This window comes from Flavobacterium taihuense, from assembly GCF_019351435.1.
Classification (GTDB): Bacteria; Bacteroidota; Bacteroidia; order Flavobacteriales; family Flavobacteriaceae; genus Flavobacterium; species Flavobacterium taihuense.
This window is the reverse complement of sequence record NZ_JAHWYN010000019.1, coordinates 22528-40687: the sequence shown is the minus strand read 5'-3', so window position 1 is coordinate 40687 and position 18160 is coordinate 22528. Positions and strand designations below refer to the sequence as shown.

At 33.7% G+C, this 18160-nt stretch carries 17 protein-coding genes; 12 read left to right on the top strand and 5 right to left on the bottom strand.

All coding sequences use genetic code 11. The features are described from left to right. Positions 1–187: 187 nt before the first annotated feature. Both ribH and KZH69_RS17155 read right to left on the bottom strand, forming a co-directional pair. Positions 188–760, bottom strand: coding sequence for a 6,7-dimethyl-8-ribityllumazine synthase (ribH, locus tag KZH69_RS17160; RefSeq protein ID WP_219318709.1), 573 nt, complete (start codon positions 758–760; stop codon positions 188–190). A gap of 101 nt (positions 761–861) precedes the next feature. After that, positions 862–1641 (bottom strand): tetratricopeptide repeat protein, encoded by a 780-nt coding sequence (locus KZH69_RS17155; protein WP_219318708.1) that lies wholly within the window; start codon positions 1639–1641, stop codon positions 862–864. 389 nt (positions 1642–2030) lie between these two features. On the opposite strand from KZH69_RS17155, the gene recF reads away from it, so the two are divergent. From recF to KZH69_RS17115, 8 genes are all read left to right on the top strand, one after another. Further along, positions 2031–3110 (top strand): DNA replication/repair protein RecF, encoded by a 1080-nt coding sequence (recF, locus tag KZH69_RS17150; RefSeq protein WP_219318707.1) that lies wholly within the window; start codon positions 2031–2033, stop codon positions 3108–3110. 78 nt (positions 3111–3188) lie between these two features. Then, on the top strand, positions 3189–3887 hold the full coding sequence (locus tag KZH69_RS17145) for a thioredoxin domain-containing protein (protein ID WP_219318706.1): 699 nt from the start codon (positions 3189–3191) through the stop codon (positions 3885–3887). 8 nt (positions 3888–3895) lie between these two features. Beyond that, entirely contained in the window at positions 3896–4567 is a 672-nt protein-coding gene (locus tag KZH69_RS17140) for a DUF2461 domain-containing protein (RefSeq protein ID WP_219318705.1), read from the top strand. Positions 4568–4602: 35 nt separating this feature from the next. Continuing rightward, the gene (murB, locus tag KZH69_RS17135) at positions 4603–5616 is read left to right on the top strand and encodes a UDP-N-acetylmuramate dehydrogenase (RefSeq protein ID WP_219318704.1); all 1014 of its coding nucleotides are present in this window, start codon (positions 4603–4605) and stop codon (positions 5614–5616) included. A 54-nt stretch (positions 5617–5670) separates the two neighbouring features. Continuing rightward, complete coding sequence (locus KZH69_RS17130) at positions 5671–6285, top strand: FMN-binding negative transcriptional regulator (RefSeq protein WP_219318703.1); 615 nt, start codon at positions 5671–5673, stop codon at positions 6283–6285. A 76-nt stretch (positions 6286–6361) separates the two neighbouring features. Next, complete coding sequence (locus KZH69_RS17125) at positions 6362–7468, top strand: glycosyltransferase (RefSeq protein WP_219318735.1); 1107 nt, start codon at positions 6362–6364, stop codon at positions 7466–7468. Next, positions 7459–8010 (top strand): RNA polymerase sigma factor, encoded by a 552-nt coding sequence (locus tag KZH69_RS17120; protein ID WP_219318702.1) that lies wholly within the window; start codon positions 7459–7461, stop codon positions 8008–8010. The genes KZH69_RS17125 and KZH69_RS17120 overlap by 10 nt, the downstream gene beginning before the upstream one ends. A 269-nt stretch (positions 8011–8279) precedes the next feature. Then, the gene (locus KZH69_RS17115) at positions 8280–9107 is read left to right on the top strand and encodes an energy transducer TonB (protein ID WP_219318701.1); all 828 of its coding nucleotides are present in this window, start codon (positions 8280–8282) and stop codon (positions 9105–9107) included. Positions 9108–9194: 87 nt separating this feature from the next. Here the strand turns inward: KZH69_RS17115 and KZH69_RS17110 are convergent, their stop codons facing one another. Beyond that, complete coding sequence (locus KZH69_RS17110) at positions 9195–10055, bottom strand: M48 family metalloprotease (protein ID WP_219318700.1); 861 nt, start codon at positions 10053–10055, stop codon at positions 9195–9197. 247 nt (positions 10056–10302) lie between these two features. Between KZH69_RS17110 and lipA the strand changes: the two genes are divergently transcribed. From lipA to KZH69_RS17095, 3 genes are read left to right on the top strand one after another with little or no spacing between them, the layout of a single operon-like run. Next, the gene (gene lipA / locus KZH69_RS17105; protein ID WP_255558385.1) at positions 10303–11202 is read left to right on the top strand and encodes a lipoyl synthase; all 900 of its coding nucleotides are present in this window, start codon (positions 10303–10305) and stop codon (positions 11200–11202) included. A 50-nt stretch (positions 11203–11252) separates the two neighbouring features. Continuing rightward, positions 11253–12269: a type I glyceraldehyde-3-phosphate dehydrogenase gene (gene gap, locus KZH69_RS17100; RefSeq protein ID WP_219318699.1), complete on the top strand. Its 1017-nt coding sequence runs from the start codon at positions 11253–11255 to the stop codon at positions 12267–12269. Next, on the top strand, positions 12266–14446 hold the full coding sequence (locus tag KZH69_RS17095) for a tetratricopeptide repeat-containing hybrid sensor histidine kinase/response regulator (RefSeq protein ID WP_219318698.1): 2181 nt from the start codon (positions 12266–12268) through the stop codon (positions 14444–14446). Before gap ends, KZH69_RS17095 begins: the two co-directional genes overlap by 4 nt. Here the strand turns inward: KZH69_RS17095 and KZH69_RS17090 are convergent. Beyond that, positions 14443–15255: a purine-nucleoside phosphorylase gene (locus KZH69_RS17090; protein ID WP_219318697.1), complete on the bottom strand. Its 813-nt coding sequence runs from the start codon at positions 15253–15255 to the stop codon at positions 14443–14445. The genes KZH69_RS17095 and KZH69_RS17090 overlap by 4 nt on opposite strands. After that, a complete protein-coding gene (gene lpxK, locus KZH69_RS17085; RefSeq protein WP_219318696.1) occupies positions 15227–16252 on the bottom strand; it encodes a tetraacyldisaccharide 4'-kinase in 1026 nt (341 codons plus the stop codon). Before lpxK ends, KZH69_RS17090 begins: the two co-directional genes overlap by 29 nt. Positions 16253–16649: 397 nt before the next feature. On the opposite strand from lpxK, the gene KZH69_RS17080 reads away from it, so the two are divergent. Beyond that, complete coding sequence (locus KZH69_RS17080; protein WP_219318695.1) at positions 16650–17921, top strand: tetratricopeptide repeat protein; 1272 nt, start codon at positions 16650–16652, stop codon at positions 17919–17921. The last annotated feature ends 239 nt before the right edge of the window (positions 17922–18160 follow it).

Here is an 18160-nt window from a genome sequence, read left to right as displayed (position 1 = left end):
TATTTTTTTAAACATTTAGCATCAAATATAACAATTAAGAAGATTCCGTAAAATTCCGTTAATCACAAAAAAAACATAAAAAAGCCTATACAATTCAATGAAAAGTATAGGCTTTTTTTAAGTAATTAGTAAATAGCACTCCGTAATCAGCTTTTCACTAATTACTAATCGCCAATTACAAAATCTATTATTCTTCTATTTGCAAAGGCAAATTTTCAATTCGCAAAGCACCTGGAGACAATAAATGCTGATTGTCAATTTGGTGAGACAAAGAAGCTTGTTGACGAATGTAAGCCATTTTTATGGCTGCAATAGCTGCTTCAGTACCTTTGTTTCCATGAATCCCCCCACTTCTATCAATTGATTGCTGAATGTTATCATCTGTCAAGACACAAAAAATAACAGGTACATCGGTTTGAACATTCAAATCTTTAATTCCTTGGGTTACCCCTTCACATACAAAATCAAAATGCTTGGTTTGCCCTTGAATCACACATCCAATTGCAATTACAGCATCTACATTTTGAGTTTGCAACATTTTTTTTGAACCATAGATCAGCTCAAAACTTCCAGGAACATTCCACCGGATAATGTGATGAGAAGGAACCTCATTTTCCAACAAAGCCGCAATTGCTCCTTTAAAAAGACCTTCTGTGATAGTATCATTCCATTCAGAAACAACAATCCCAAAGCGAAAGTCTTTCGCGTTTGGGACCGTGTTTTTATCATAATCAGATAAATTTTTATTTATGGTAGCCATTATATTTTAGAATTTAGTCCCGAAGCTATCGGGATAGAATTTAGATTTCAGCTATTAAAGATAGAAATTTAATAGCTATAAACCAACAATCTTAAATCTTTTTACTCTTGTGACAAACCAATCAAACCATCCACTGTTGCAGCTTCAGGAGCGTTTTCGTAATTTTCTTTAATATCAGTGAAATATTTCAAAGCATCCGCTTTATTTCCTAATGCCAAAGCTACTTTACCGGCTTTCATCAAGAAACGAGGCGTTGTAAAATCATTTTTGCTAGCCTCAGAAGCTTTAATATAATTCTCCAAAGCTTCTTTTGGTTGATTTTTTTGAGAATAAGCATCCCCAATAGCTCCTTTTGCCAAAGCACTTAACATCAAATCATTTGAACTGAATTTACCTAAAAAAGTAATCGCTTCATCATATTTACCGGTATTCAAATAAGCAATACCCGCATAATAATTAGCCAAATTTCCCGCAGCAGTTCCAGAATATTCATCAGCGATTTTTACAAATCCAAATTTACCTTCAGAACCATTCAATGACAATTTATACAATGAATCACTTGCCACACCATTAGTCGCTTTTTCAAAGTTAGATTGTGCAACAAACATTTCGTTCGCAGCATCATCTTCTTTAGGATTGGCGATAAATTTTTGATAAGCAAAATATCCAACAGTTACCAATGTAATAGCACCAACAACCCCAATAATAATTTTTTGATTCTTAGCAACCCAGTCTTCTGTCTTAGAAGCTGTTTCGTCTAATTTCGAAAAAACCTCAGCCGTAGCACTGTCTTTTTCGTCAATCGTTACATTTTCAACTGCATCGTCTTTTACTTCCTTTTCTTTTGGTGTTTTATATCCTCTTTTACTGTAAGTAGCCATTTAAAATTTAATTTAGTGAACGGCAAAAATAAAATTTTTATTCTAATGCACGTAAAAAAAATGAATTTTATATTAAAATTTAGAAAAATATTTTTAATCCCTTATTTTCACTGAAAAAACACCCCTTAATATCCGAATAATTAGGGCGTGCCACCAGCTAGAAAAAAGGGCTATCAGCTTTGACGTCAGCGCCCTTTTTCCTAGCTGCTGTCGGGCCATCCGCGCTACTTTGGTAGCTTGCTCCTATCCCTCACGCGAGCGAACGGACGTAGTAAAAAAACGAAAACATAAATTCCCATCCTTTATATCGATATTTTTCAATAATTTGCACCTTCTTAGAAACCGTCCAAAAAAAGCTTCAAAGTCAACAATTCCAGCAAGACCTTCAGATGTATTTAAAAAAAATATCGTTATTCAATTACAAAAACTTTTCCGAAGCCAATTTCGAATTTGACAGCAAAATCAATTGTTTTGTGGGCAAAAACGGCATCGGAAAAACCAATGTATTGGACGCTATCTATCATTTGTCGTACGGGAAAAGTTATTTCAATCCACTTGCCGTTCAAAACATCAAACACGGTGAAGAGTTTTTTGTAATTGACGCCGAATTCGAAAAAAATGAAAGAACCGAACAAATTGTCTGCAGTCTCAAAAAAGGCCAAAAAAAAATACTGAAACGCAACGGAAAAGCATACGATAAATTCTCAGACCACATCGGTTTCATCCCTTTGGTTATTATTTCCCCAGCGGACAGAGATTTAATCGTGGAAGGAAGCGAAACCAGAAGAAAATTTATGGACAGCGTGATATCCCAATTGGATTCACAATATTTGCAACAACTCATCCAATATCAAAAGGTAATGAGCCAGCGCAATGCCTTATTAAAGTATTTTGCACTGAACCATACCTATGATAACGATACCTTATCTATATATAATGAACAGCTAACCGAATTTGGCCAATCCATTTTCGAAAAAAGAAAAGCGTTCATCGCCGAGTTCATTCCTATTTTCAACTTTCATCATCACAATATAACAGGCTCGCAAGAATCGGTACAGTTGATTTACGAAAGCCATTTATTCGAAAATGATTTACTGACACTCTTGCAGCAAAGCATTAATAAGGACCGCATCCTGCAATACACGAGTATGGGAATTCATAAAGACGACCTTTCTTTTGAAATCGACAATCATCCCATCAAAAAATTTGGTTCCCAAGGGCAGCAAAAATCTTTTTTGATAGCCTTGAAACTCGCGCAATTTGAATTCCTAAAAAAACAAAGTGGTGTAAAACCCATTCTGTTATTTGATGACATCTTCGATAAACTAGACGAAAACCGAGTGTCTAAAATCATCGAAATGGTCAACAACGACACATTCGGACAACTTTTTATATCAGACACCCATCCTGAACGCACGGAAACAATTGTAAAATCGACATTGCAGAGTTATACTATTTTCAATTTGTAACTTTTATTTAAGATTGCTTAAAGATTCAAAAAAGTAAAAATTGTTTAATTTTACACAAAATATAATACTAACACCCCAATGAAAACAAATCATTTTTTTTTATTCCTCATATCCTTTATTATACTCTCTTGTAACGGACAAACATCACCCGCTGTTAAAACAATTGATGTTACTACCTTTTCTGAAAAGATAAAGGCAACCCCAAATGCACAAATTCTTGATGTTCGTACACCCGAAGAATACGCCTCAGGAAATATCGAAAATTCCGATAATGTGAATTGGCTCAGTGATAGTTTTGTTTTAAAAACGGACAAATATGACAAAACCAAACCGGTTTTTGTATACTGTAAAAGTGGCGGAAGAAGTGCCAAAGCATCGAACAAATTGGCCGAATTGGGTTTTACAACCGTTTACAACCTTGACGGCGGAATGCTCAAATGGGAGGCCGCAGGATTGGCAAAACCCGACACTAAAATCATTGGTGTTTGCCCTCAGGAATATGCCGAATTATTAAAATCCGACAAGAAAGTGTTAGTGAATTTTTATGCTCCTTGGTGTGCTCCTTGCAAAAAAATGGAGCCTTATATCCTAAAAATGCAAAAAGAAATGACTGACAAAGTAGTAATCATTCGCTTAAACGCCGACGAAAATAAAACCATTATGCAGGAATTAAAAATCAGCGAACTTCCTACTTTAATATTGTACGAAAACAAAGCCGTCAAATGGCAAAAATCAGGATTCGTTAGTGAAGAAGATTTAAAAACCCAATTGCAATAATCTGGCCTATGCTCTCAAAAGACACTCTAAAATTCCTAGAAGATTTAAAAGCCAACAACAATCGTGATTGGTTTCTTGAAAACAAAAAACGATACGAAGCCGTAAAGAAAGACTACCATCAGTTGGTGGCCTCTTTTCTTGACGCTATGAAACCTCTTGATCCTTCATTGGAAATGCTCGAAGTAAAAAACTGCGTTTTCAGAATCAATCGTGACGTTCGTTTTGCCAAAGACAAATCACCTTATAAAACGAATTTGGGCGTTTGGATCTCTCCGGGAGCCAAAAATGCAGAAGCTTCGGGTTATTACCTTCATATAGAAAATGAAAAATGCTTTGTAGGCGGTGGATTGTATTGCCCACAGCCCGACCAGCTTCAAAAAATTAGAAAAGAAATTCACTTTTTCTATGATGATTTACAGGAAATTTTAAATGACAAAAAATTTAAATCTATTTATCAAAATCTGAATAGGGACGAAACTTCGACTTTGAAAAATCCACCAAAAGGCTACGATAAAGAAGATCCTGCCATTGAATTCCTGAAACTGAAAAGCTTTACTGCCACTCAGTCTTTCGATACCAAATTGGTTACCCAAAAAGATTTCGTATCCATCATGGCCGAAAAAATGTTGGCGTTAAAACCTTTCAATAACTTTATCGAGAGAGCTTTATATTCGGAATAAATTCAAAAGTTAAACATTACCTAATTACTTTCTTTATGGAGATTTTAAATGATTTTTCTTTAAAAAACTACAATACATTTGGCATTGAAGCCAAAGCCGAACAATTTGTTGCCGTTCACAGTGTCTCCGAATTGAAAAGCATTTTGGAACAAAACAAAAACCAAAAGAAATTCGTTCTTGGAGGAGGAAGCAATATGCTTTTGACAAAAAATATCGAAGCCCTCGTAATCCATATTGATTTAAAAGGAAAAAAAATACTGAAAGAAGATGCCGATTATGTTTGGGTAGAAAGTCAGGCGGGCGAAAATTGGCATCAATTTGTGCTTTGGGCGATAGACCAAAACTTTGGCGGACTCGAAAATATGTCGCTCATTCCAGGCAATGTTGGCACAACGCCAGTACAAAACATCGGCGCTTATGGTACTGAAATCAAGGACACTTTTGTTTCCTGCGACGCGATAAATATCGAAAGTCTAGAAATGAGAACCTTCAACAAAGAAGAATGTAATTTTGGATACCGAGAAAGTATTTTTAAAAACGAAGTAAAAGACCAATACATTATAACCTCTGTTGTTTTCAAACTAACGAAACAAAACCATAAAATAAACACTTCCTACGGTGACATCACCGCCGAATTAGCCAAAAATAACATCACAACTCCCGGTTTAAAAGACGTGAGTAATGCAGTGATTGCCATTCGCAAAAGCAAATTACCTGACCCTGCCGAATTAGGAAACAGTGGCAGTTTTTTCAAAAACCCAATCCTTTTAAAGTCTGATTTTGAGAAAATACATCAAAATTTTCCAGAAATGCGATTCTTTGACATTTCAGAAACAGAAGTCAAAGTTCCAGCTGGATGGTTAATTGAAAAAGCCGGTTTGAAAGGAAAACGTTTTGGAGATGCTGGGATCCATAAAAACCAGGCATTAGTTTTAGTGAATTATGGAAATGCAACAGGACAAGAAATTTTGGATGTTTCCAAAACGGTTCAAGATACTGTTTTCAATACATTTGGGATTCATATTGAAGCAGAGGTTAATATAATTTAGATTACAGATTATAGAATTCAGATTACAGTAATCCTAAATCTAAAATAGCAAAACATGTACATTCCAGATTTATACAAAAACGAAGATAAAGAAGTCATCAGAACCTTTCTCAAAGCAAATGCTTTTGGTATTCTAATCAATCAAACCAATGGAAAATTATGGGCAACTCATATTCCATTGGAACTGGAAAGCAATTCAGAAGGCGAAGAAGTTTTGATGGGACATATATCAAAAGAGAACCCGCAATGGACAGCATTCGAATCGGATAACCAAGTTTTGGCTGTATTTACAGGGCCTCACTCCTATATTTCTCCATCTTGGTACGATCATGAGAATGTTCCCACTTGGAATTACTCGGCGGTTCATGTTTATGGAAAGATAAAAATCATCGAAGGAGACGCTGTAATTGATTCCTTAACCAAACTGGTCGACAAATACGAACAAAACTCCAAATGTCCTGTCCGAGTGGCAGAGTTATCAAAAAAAACGATGATGCAGACCAGAGGAATAGTAGCTTTTGAAATTAAAATAGAAGAAATACAAGCGCAAACTAAAATGTCACAAAACCGAGATGACAAAAATTATTCGAATATTATTTCCGAATTAGAAAAAACAGAAAACCCTCAATCTATGGCTGTCGCGAAAGAAATGGCTAAATACAGAAAGTAATTACCGATTTTATATTGATAATTCACAATTGCTAATTACATTTGCAATCGTTTTTAAAAGCCAAAAAAATACAATGATGCTAACCTTTACTCTATACGTTTTTATTGCAATTGTTGTTATTCAACTTTTTTATTATCTAATTGTTTTTGGAAAATTTTCATTCACAAAAGCACAAGAAATAGAAGCCAAAAACATTCCAATCTCTGTGATTGTTTGTGCCAAAAATGAAGAAGAAAATGTAATCAAATACGTTCCATTATTGGCTGAACAAAATTATCCCAACTTCGAAATCGTTTTGATTGACGATGCTTCCAGTGATAACACTCTGGACATATTTGAAGAGTTTGAAAAAAAATATTCAAACATAAAATTAGTTAAAGTAAAAAATAATGAAGCTTTTTGGGGAAACAAAAAATATGCTTTAACATTAGGAATTAAAGCTGCTACAAAAGAACATTTATTATTTACAGATGCCGATTGTTATCCAATTTCCAAAGATTGGATTACCGCAATGAGCTCTCAATTCACAAAAGAAAAAACTATTGTCTTGGGTTATAGTGGTTACGAAAAGATAGCCAACTCATTACTCAATAAAATAATCCGATTTGAAACTTTGCTTACTGCCGTACAATATTTTTCGTGGGCAAAAATAGGTAAACCTTATATGGGTGTAGGCCGCAATTTGGCTTACAAAAAAGAGGAATTCTTCAATGTAAATGGTTTTATAGACCACATACAAATTCGTTCTGGTGACGATGACTTATTCATTAATCAAGCTGCAAATTCAGGCAATACCACTATTAGTTATAATCCTGAAAGTTTTACCTATTCGGCACCAAAAACTACTTTTAAGGATTGGTTTATTCAAAAAAGAAGACACGTTGCCACCGCCAAACATTACAAAAGCTTTGACAAAATGCAACTAGGACTTTTCTTTAGTTCTCAATTGTTATTCCTATTATTACCAATCGTATTATTGGCTTTTCAATTTCAATGGATATTGGTAGTAAGCCTCATTGGTTTCCGATATTTGGTTACTTGGATTGTTACCGGATTTGCTGCAGGTAAATTAAAAGAAAAAGATGTGATGTATTGGTATCCTATTATAGAAATTATACTTATATTCACTCAAATTAATGTCTTCATAACCAACATTTTTTCAAAACCTGCGCATTGGAAATAAGTAAACAAATAGAAAAAGCCAAGAAAGGAAATCAAGTTGCCTTTACTTTTCTATTGGATTACTATTGGAATGAGGTATATGGTTTTATGCTAAAACGCACCGAAAATGAAACTACCGCCGAAGATATTACAATTGAAACATTCTCCAAAGCATTTGACAAAATAGCCACATACAATCCCGAATTTCAATTCAACACTTGGTTGATTTCTATAGCCAAGAATGTGCATATCGATTTAATTCGCAAAAAAAAGTCGAGTCTTTTTATTGAAATCACTGACGAAGAAGACCAAACTGCTTATAATATTGCCGATACCACTCCATCTGCAGAAGACGTTTTGATTACCGAACAAAATCTTTCTCAATTATTACAATTCATCAAAGAATTGAAACCACATTATCAGGAAGTGATTCAGTTGCGTTATTTTCAGGAAATGAGCTATCAGGAAATTGCCAACAAAATAGATGAGCCTTTGAGTAACGTGAAGATTAAATTACTTCGCGCCAAAAAATTACTTTCGGAAATTATCCAAAACAGACGATAATTTCATCTAAAGGCTTTACGGAATAGCACCCAGAAAACATACTCCCCTCTTATATTAAAATTCAATTACATTAACATAACTTAATTTGTTAAATACCTATAGTTATATTCGATAAATATTTCTATATTTACTTACATCAATACCTATTTAACATTTTTGTTGAAAAATAACCATATATATAAATAATAAAATTCCTGTTATTTACGTTAAAAACTAAAACCACTTTAGCTTATGATTTAATTTCTACTTAACCATTAAATCCATAAATTATGTCTAAATCAAACATCTTCGAAACCAGTTGGACTGATCTTGTATTCGAAAACAGAAACAAAGAGTACGGCGCTTATAATTTACGCCAGGAAAACACCAAGACATCCTTTTTTGCGCTCTTTATGGGAGTATTACTTTTGACTGCGGCCATTAGTATTCCAATGGTTTATAATTACCTAAATCCAGATCATCGAATCCCATCACTAGTACCAGACTTACCCGCAGTTGTTGTCGTGGATATTGACCCTTATGCACTACCCGAAACAAAAGTCGAAGAAGCGCCTATGCCCCAAATTAAAAACCCAATTACTGAAAATATCAACACCAATGCGCAACTTATAAATCCAGAAATCGTTCAAGCGGCATTAGCAACTCCAGAAAAAATTGCTACTAATACTGAACTCAAAAATAATACGGATATCAATACCGCAAGCACAGGCGGTACTGGCATAGGAACAACTCCTTCAACCGGTACAGCTGTTGCAAGTACCACAGGCATTACTGATACCACCATTCTACCAAGCAATGCTGTTGATAAAATGCCTGAATTTCCAGGTGGAATCAAAAAATTCTACACTTATGTGGGCAATAATTTTGAAAAACCCGAAATAGACAGCGAAAATGCAATCCGAGTAAGTGTTTCTTTTGTTATAGAAAAAGACGGAAGCATGACAGATATAAAAGTTTTAAAAGATCCAGGATATGGTCTAGGAACTGAAGCCATTCGTGTTTTGAAATCATTAAAAACAAAATGGTCACCAGGTATGTTTGAAGGCAAAGCGGTTAGAACTTCTTATAATTTACCTATCACTATTCAACCAAATTAATTTCAACTTTTATATTACAAAAAAAAGAGAAAGCTGAACTTTTTGAGTTCAGCTTTCTCTTTTTTTAACACATACTAATATGAATAATTATTTTTTCTTTTTAGTAGTTGTTTTCTTTTTCGTTGTTGTTTTCTTTACAGGAGTTGTCACTGCCGGCTTTTTCACATAAGGCTTATACAAACCATCTTTTTCAGCCCTAGCTTTGGCTTCATCCGCTCTTAAACTGGAATCAGGATGCGAGCTCATCATTTGATCAATAAAGGAACTTTGAGCACCTTCACTCATTTTAGCCAATATTCTAAAAGCAGATTCTTCTGCATTTACATCATAACCATTTTTTTTCATGAATTCATAAGCAAACAAATCAGCCTCTGATTCCTGCTTGCGACTGTATTTACTATCAATCATCGCGCTACCGATTTTAGCCAATTGACTATCGGTTACTGCCGCTACTTTATTAGATTGTGAAGCTGCAGCATCAATCAAAGCTTCTTTTTGATACAAAGCTTTCATAGCATCTCTGGAATCATGATTATTAACGTGTCCGATTTCATGACCAATTACAGCTATTAATTCGTTATCATCCATTACATCCATCAAACCCGAAAAAACACGTACACTACCATCGGCAGTTGCAAAGGCATTGACATCTTTAGTCAGATACACTTTGTAATTCAAGGTGTAAAATTCTCCTTTGGTGTATTTTCCAAAAACTTTAGCCAAACGGATAGCATAGGGATCTGTTGGCCCTGCCACTTTATTTTCGGCATCCATTTTATCGACGGCAGGCTTAGACAAAGCCGCAGCATCTGCATCTGTAAAAGTAAATCCTGTCATTCCTTTTTGAACGGCACCTAATGCTCGTTCTCCAAAATTAATTTGCGCTTGAGCTTTTGAAAGCCCAAAAAACATTAAAAAAGCTCCTAATAACAATGATTTTGTATTCATCCTTTTATTTTTTTATTTAAAAATGCAAATATACTATAACTTTAAAAACAACGGAATCTTGTTTTTATTTTAATATCTAAAATTTAACACTACAAACCCCCATGTTAAATTTATCTACAAAAGCCACTTTTTAATGTGGAATTCTAAAAAACGACCTGATAACCGAACAAGTTTTATCAAAATTCATAAATACGTAACTCAAATTCTAAAACTACATTCCTTATCTTTGCAGTCAGAAAATTGAAATATGGAAACTGTTTTAGATAATACATCACCTATTGAAACCCGTGGCGTAGCCGAATCGAGCGTAACTAAACCAAAATGGTTGAAGGTAAAACTCCCAATAGGACAAAAATATACTGAACTACGCGGTTTAGTAGATAAATATAGCCTGAATACAATTTGTACGTCAGGAAGTTGCCCAAATATGGGAGAATGTTGGGGCGAAGGAACGGCAACTTTTATGATTTTAGGAAATGTATGTACACGCTCTTGTGGTTTTTGCGGTGTAAAAACAGGAAGACCCGAAACCGTAGACTGGGATGAGCCTGAGAAAGTAGCCCGCTCGATAAAAATCATGAATATCAAACACGCTGTAATTACAAGTGTCGACAGAGATGATCTAAAAGATGGTGGTTCAATTATTTGGATCGAAACCGTAAAAGCCATCCGAAGAATGAACCCAAACACTACTCTAGAAACTTTGATTCCTGATTTTCAAGGTATCGAAAGAAATATCGACCGTATCGTTGAGGCCAATCCAGAAGTGGTTTCCCATAACGTTGAAACTGTTCGAAGACTGACTCGTGAAGTACGAATACAAGCCAAATATGACCGAAGTCTTGAAGTTTTGAGATACCTTAAAGAAAAAGGAATCAACAGAACCAAGTCTGGAATTATGCTAGGACTAGGCGAACAAGAAGAAGAAGTTTTTCAAACCATGCGCGATTTACGTGCTGCCAATGTTGACATTGTAACTATTGGTCAATATTTACAACCCAGTAAAAAACACCTTCCTGTAAAAGAATTTATAACTCCTGATCAGTTTGCGATTTACGAAAAATTCGGCTTGGAGTTAGGCTTTCGCCATGTAGAAAGTGGTCCATTGGTTCGATCTTCTTACAAAGCACAAAAGCATATATTATAAATAGTTTATTCGGTTAATCGTTTAACCGATTACCCCATAAACAAATAAACGTGAAAACAAGAATTGCGATTAATGGTTTTGGAAGAATTGGGCGAAATTTATTTCGTTTGCTTTTGAATCACCCCCATATAGAAGTAGTTGCCATAAATGATATTGCCGACAAAAAAACGATGGCACATTTAGTAAAATACGACAGTATTCACGGCGTTTTGCCTTTTGCGGTAAGCGATGACGAAAAGGGAATTGTGGTCGATGGAAAACATTTTTTATTTTTCCATGAAAAAAGTATCCCAAACCTGGACTGGAAAAGCATAAGCATTGATTTTGTTGTAGAATCTACTGGAAAATACAAAACTTTTGAGGAAATAAACGCCCATGTTTTGGCTGGTGCCAAAAGAGTAATTCTATCGGCTCCATCGGAAGTGGACACCATTAAAACAGTAGTTTTAGGAGTCAATGAATCCATTCTTGACGGGACAGAGACCATTATATCGAATGCGAGTTGCACCACTAATAATGCAGCACCAATGATCAAAGTGATTGAAGAACTTTGTGGGATTGAACAAGCTTATATCACCACTATTCACTCTTACACTACTGATCAAAGTTTACATGATCAACCTCATAAAGATTTACGCAGAGCCAGAGGAGCAAGTCAATCCATTGTCCCAACTACCACTGGCGCAGCAAAAGCATTAACCAAAATTTTCACATCTCTTGATGGCAAAATGGGTGGATGCGGAATTCGAGTACCGGTTCCTGATGGTTCTCTGACCGATATTACTTTCAATGTAAAACGGACAGTTAGTATAGAGGAGATAAACAACGCCTTCAAATTGGCTTCTCAAACCAATTTAAAAGGAATTTTAGAATACACAGACGACCCTATTGTTTCTGTCGATGTAATTGGCAATAAAAATTCTTGTATATTTGATTCCCAACTTACTTCGGTAATCGATAAAATGGTAAAAGTAGTAGGCTGGTATGATAATGAAATTGGATATTCTTCCAGAATCATTGACCTCATTCTATTATTGAATAATAAAAACCATCCTCAATCATCATGAAATACTTTTTATTATTCATTGTTTTTTTTCATTCAATGCTCTATTCGCAGAATAGGACTAAAATAGACAGTCTTGCTTTTTACTCCAAACTAGCATCTGAAAATACTAAAAACAATAATTATAGAGAAGTTTTATTATTTACGCAAAAATCAATCGATTATTGTAAAAAAAACAATCAGAATGAAGCCGAAGCGATTCAAACATATAAGTTAGGTAAAATATATTTTGACCTAAACCTTTACAACGATGCCATTGAACTATTGAATAAAAGCATTTTTTTATTCAACAATATCTCAAAAAAACCCAACAATAATGTAGCCAATGCTTATTATTATTTAAGTTTATCCTATATTGAAAAAAGAGAATACAGCCTTGCGGAAGCCTGCCTCCTTCAAACCGAAGAGATCCAAAAAAAATTAAAGAGTAAGGAGAATGCAGATCAAATTACTCTTCAAAAAGGAATACTTTCAAAATTAAGAGGTAATACCATTGTAGCCTCAGATCTTTTCAATAGTATCATTTCAAAAGCTGAAAACAGAACATTAATAAACACAAAAGCCGAAGCCCTTTATCAAATGGGTACTATTGAAGCTGAAAATAAACGATACAATTTAGCTTTAAATTACTTCAATAAAGCTTCTAAATTAAACAACAAAACTAAAAACTTAAATCAAAAGTCTAATATCTTATTGGCTTTAAGTATGGTTTATGATAAATTATCTGATAAATCATCTGCCTTTACTTATTTAAAAAAACACTTAAATTTAAAGGAATACATTATACTAGCAAATGAAGAAAGACTACGTGTCAATGATTACAAAACTTTTAAAGAATCACAACGAAAGCACGAAGAATTACTACTGGAAAAAGAAAATAAAGAGAAAGAAAAAAACGATAAGTTTTCAAAACTCATCAGCATTCTAGCCATTGCTATAATTTCGATTTTATCACTTTTGAGTTTATCACTTTATAAAAACAACATTATACGCAATCAAACCAATTCACTATTGAAAGAAAAAAACAATGAATTGATTGCTGCCAAAAACAAAGCTGAAGAAGCTTCTAAAGCAAGATCTGAATTTTTATCGACCGTGAGTCACGAACTTCGAACCCCACTAAACGCCATTAACGGTATTACTCATTTACTTTTAGAAGAAAATCCAAAAAAGTCACAAATGCATTATTTGTCTTCACTAAAATTTTCCGGCAACTATCTGACAAATTTCATAAACGACATCTTAGAAATAAACAAAATTGACTCCAATAAACTGGAAATAGAATACATTACATTTAACCTAAAACAACTGCTGGGAGACATTCAAAATTCACTCAAAGAAATTGCCACCATAAATAATAATAAATTCATTCTTAAAATCGATTCTGCCGTACCTGAAAATCTAATAGGAGATCCTACAAAATTATCTCAAATTTTCATGAACCTTATTAATAACGCATTAAAATTTACCAATAATGGAACCGTTAGTGTAATCGCAAGATTGAGAAACCACCAAAACGACAATGCTACTATCTATTTTCAAATTATTGATACAGGTATCGGAATTCCGGAAGATAAATTAAAAACTGTTTTTGAAAGTTTTTCACAAGGTTCGGTCGAAATTAATAGAAAATTTGGAGGCACAGGATTAGGGTTGACTATTGTAAAAAAACTAGTTCGAATATTGGGTGGGAGAATAAGACTAAAAAGTGTGGTCGGCGAAGGTTCGACTTTTTCATTTGAATTAAATTTCAAAGTAGATACAAAACCCGCTCAAATTAAATCAAAAATCAAAAGTTATGATTCATCTTTGTTTAAAAATAAAAAAATATTAGTGGTTGAGGACAATAAAATCAACCAAATGATTACCAAAAAAATGCTATTGAACAAAGATATGGAATGCACTATTTTAGACAATGGCGAAGAAGCAATCGAAATTCTAAAAAACACTACTTTCGACATGGTATTAATGGATGTTCATTTATTAGGTATCAACGGCACTATTGCAACGCAACAAATTAGAGAGTTTGACACAAAAACTCCAATTCTTGCTCTTACAGCCATTTCATTAAATGAAAACAGGGAAATGCTACTCTCTTTTGGGATGACAGATGTAATAACAAAACCTTTTATTCCAGAGGACTTCTACAATGCTATTGCCCAAAATTTCAGCAATTCCTAATTCCTTATAATCAATTCTTTGATGAGACAACGCAAATGAGGCTCAGCATTTTTGGCGGCTTCCAAAACCTCATCATGTGAAATGGTCAATATACTTTTCTCATCACCCATATCAGTTATTATAGAAACTCCAAAAGTTTCTAACTCCATGTGACGCGCAACAATTACCTCGGGCACAGTGGACATTCCCACGCAATCGGCACCCAAAATTTTAACCATTCTGTATTCCGACAAAGTCTCAAAAGTTGGTCCTTGCAAGCCTAAATAAACGCCATCATGAACTTCAATACTTAACTCTTGAGCTATTGCTTTGGCCTTAACAATCATTTCAACCGAATAAGGCTGACTCATATTAACAAACCTGGGTCCAAAACGCTCATCATTTTTTCCTCTCAAGGGATGCTCTGGCATAAAATTGATATGATCCTTAATAATCACAATCGAGCCTACTTTGTAATTCGGATTCACACCCCCAGATGCGTTGGAAACTATTAATTTTTGAATCCCCAAATACTTCATCACCCGAACAGGAAAAGTCACTTCTTTCATGGAATATCCTTCATAAAAATGAAACCGCCCTTGCATAGCAACTACTTTTTTGGCTCCAATAGTACCAAAAACCAGTGCCCCTTTGTGTCCTTGAACAGTCGAAACCGGAAAATTTGGAATTTCCTCATACGGCAAAGTATATTCGATAATGATATCATCAGTAAATCCTCCTAGTCCCGACCCTAAAATCACACCATATTCTGGAGTGAAATTTATTTTCTCTTTTATATAACTAACGGTCTCTTGTACTTTGTCCCACATAATTCAAAATATTTTTATCAAAATTATCACCATCAGAAAGAAAGGTACTTTTTATAGGCAAATAATAAAGCTGATCGCTTAAAATACTCCCTTTCAATCGCACATAATCTTTTTCGGTTGTTACAATAATTTTACTGTTTGCTTTTTTCTTAATTTCCTCTAATTCGCCTTCGCTAAAATGGTGATGATCAGGAAAAGTCAAACATTCATCATTTTCTTGCTTCAAATAGGCAAAAAAAGATTCAGGTTTTGCAATTCCTGCCAAAAGCAACTTATCCATATTCTTAATTTCGGAGACTTTTAGCATTTTTTTATCCGAATAAACCACATCATCATAATCAATAAAGGTAAAGAACAAACTTTGATTAACAGAGAGATTCAGTTGTTTTTTTATAGCGTTTTGCTCATTCAGGGAAAGATTTGACGGACATTTTGTAACAATGACAATATTGGCTCTTTGGACTCCACTTCGGCTCTCTCTTAAATTTCCCGTGGGCAATATAAAATCATTGCAATACAAGTCTCCATAAGAAGTAAGCATAATATAAAAACCAGCTTTTACCTTACGATGTTGAAAAGCATCATCCAACAAAATAACTTCCGGAGGATTCGAATTGGAAAGTAATTGCTCAATTCCATTCTTTCTATTTGCATCTACAGCCACTTGAATGTCTTTGAATTTTTGATAAAACTGAAACGGCTCATCACCCAATTGTAATGCATCAGAATTTGAATTGGCCAAAACAAAACCTTCGGACTGTCTTTTATAACCTCTACTCAAAGTGGCCACTTTATATTTATCTGATAGCAACCGAATTAAATATTCTATTTGTGGCGTTTTCCCCGTACCTCCCACACTAAGGTTTCCTACTGCAATAACTGGTATATCAAAAGAATAGGTTTTTAAAATTCCTTTGTCAAAAAGAAAATTCCGAATGCTCGTAATAAAGCCATACAAAATGGCAAATGGAAACAATATTTTTCGCAGTAAATTCATTCTACGAAAGTAAAACATTTTATGATAATGCAGAAAGCAATTACAAATCAAATGCGCTAATAATTGAAAAATCTAAATCAGCAGATTTTCAATTAAAAACTGCCAATTATTATTTTTTAACAACAGAAGTAAGACTTTTTCATCAAATTAATTTTTAATAAAAAAAGGCATGCATAATTAGGATAAACATAAATTAATATTGCGATTTTTTTCTTATTCTGAAAATAATTTGACTACAATTAAATTTTCATTAAAATCATTTAAATACTTGAATTTTAACGCTATTTTTGTTAAAAAAAAATAATATAAATACTTTTTATCTAAAATAAATACACAATTCAAAACCAAAAAAATACTACAAAAGCCTCAAATTCGTTTAACCCACAATCCTCTCAACATGAAAAAAAACTACATTATTGTCACTATACTGTTATTGTTTACAGGAACTATTCAAGCTCAAAAAGATAAAATAAAAGCCGCTGAAAAAGAAATGAATAGTGGAAATCTTCAGGACGCAGTTATCATTCTTAAAAGTATCGAATATCAAATTTATAATTCTAATGATGACGACAAAGCCTTGTTTTATTATGTTCAGGGAAGTTCCTTATTAGGATTAGCTGATAAAAATATTGATGAAGGTAAAAATTTAGCTTTGGCCTCAAAAGCGTTCCAAGAATTGATTAAAACAGAATCCGAATCAGGAAAAATTAAATATTCCAGCCAGGTTCAAGGCTCCTTCAAAAACATTAAAGGAAGATTAGTAAATAGTGCCATAAAAGACTCTAAAGCAAATAAATATATCGAATGCGGAGAAAAACTCTTTGAAGCTTATTTACTGGACAAAAAAGACACCATTAATTTATATTATGCAGCATCAGCCTTTGTGAGCGGAAAAGATTTTAGTTCTGCACTTAAGCATTATGAGACGCTTAAATCTATGAATTATTCCGGAATTGGAATCTTTTATTATGCAATAAACAAAGCAACGCAAGTAGAAGATAGCTTCCTGACAGCTAATGAAAGAGATATTTTCATCAAAGCTGGCACGCATGAAAAACCAAGGACCGAAAAAGGGCAATCTAAAAGAGGTGAAATCTATAAAAACATTGCTCTAATCTATATACAAAATGGAGAAATAGAAAAAGCAAAAAAAGCTATTTCGGATGCAAGAACGAAAAATCCGGAAGATGATTCATTAGCTTTATCAGAAGCTGATTTGTATTTGGAATCGAAAGACTATGATTCATACAAAAAATTGGTTGCTGTTATTTTAGAAAAGAATCCCAACGACGTAAACTTAGTTTTTAACCTAGGAGTACTTAGTGAAAAAGCAAATAACACAGCTCAAGCCGAAACTTTTTATTCGAAAGCAATTACTATTGACCCCCAATACATCAAAGCTTACATTAATTTATCTGTTTTAAAGTTAGGAGGGCTGAAAACAATAAATGACGATATGGATAAATTAGGGACGTCAGCACAAGACATGAAAAAATACAATGTATTAAAAATAAAAAGGGACGGAATTTATAAAAGTGTAATTCCGTATCTCAAAAAAGCAGTTGAAATAGATCCTAAAGACAAAGAAATTTCACAAAGTCTTTTAAGTGTCTACAATGCCCTGGAGATGACAGTTGAATATAAAGAATTGAAAGCTAAACTATCCTAATATCATTTTGATTCATAATTGTACTATTTTATTCAATCCTAATTTTTGTGACTAAATAATTTTTACTCACTTAACCTGTTGGGTATAATTCTTAAAAACCAATTACACCCAACAGGTTCATTTAATAATATTTTTTTTTAAATAAAAGACCTTATTAATATACTTTTTCAAGTATCAAACCAAAATAGTAGTCTCAAATCAAACTGATAAAAAGCCATACAAATGACAAATAGATGCAA